Raw genomic sequence first — 509 nt, forward strand, 5'->3', positions numbered from 1 at the left:
CTGCTGGCCGGGATCTGGGCGGAGCTTCTCGGGGTCGAGCGGGTCGGACGCCACGACAACTTCTTCGAACTCGGCGGCCACTCGCTGTTGGCCGTGCAGTTACTCAGTCGAGCATTAGACGTTGGGCTGAACCTTAGCGCCGCCGACCTCTTCCGAGCCCCTGTTCTGAAGGACCTTGCATCGAAGATTCATTTGGAGCCACAGCCCAGGACTCCGGGAGCGATTTCCGTACAAGCAACCGGATCGCAGCCACCGCTCTTCTTTGTCCCCACAGGTTTTGGCGATTGTTCCTACGTCCTCAGGTTGGTGGAGGAAATGGACGTAGACTGTCCCGTCTACGCTCTGCCATGGCCCCCCTTCAATAACCTTTGTCCACCAACTCTTGAGGCGATAGCCGCGGAGAGCATCGTGGCGATTAGAAAGATCCAGCCACAGGGTCCGTATCGCTTCGCTGGATACTCATCAGGCGGAATCTTGGCTTACGCCATAGCCCAGCTCTTACTGGGTCG

1 protein-coding gene is annotated in these 509 nt (G+C 58.5%); it reads left to right on the top strand.

What is annotated here, in order from left to right:
- Positions 1–509: thioesterase domain-containing protein (locus AC0L2A_RS36370; protein ID WP_473613003.1), on the top strand; the 509-nt coding region annotated here is incomplete at both ends.

This window comes from Mesorhizobium sp. WSM4844, from assembly GCF_055811775.1.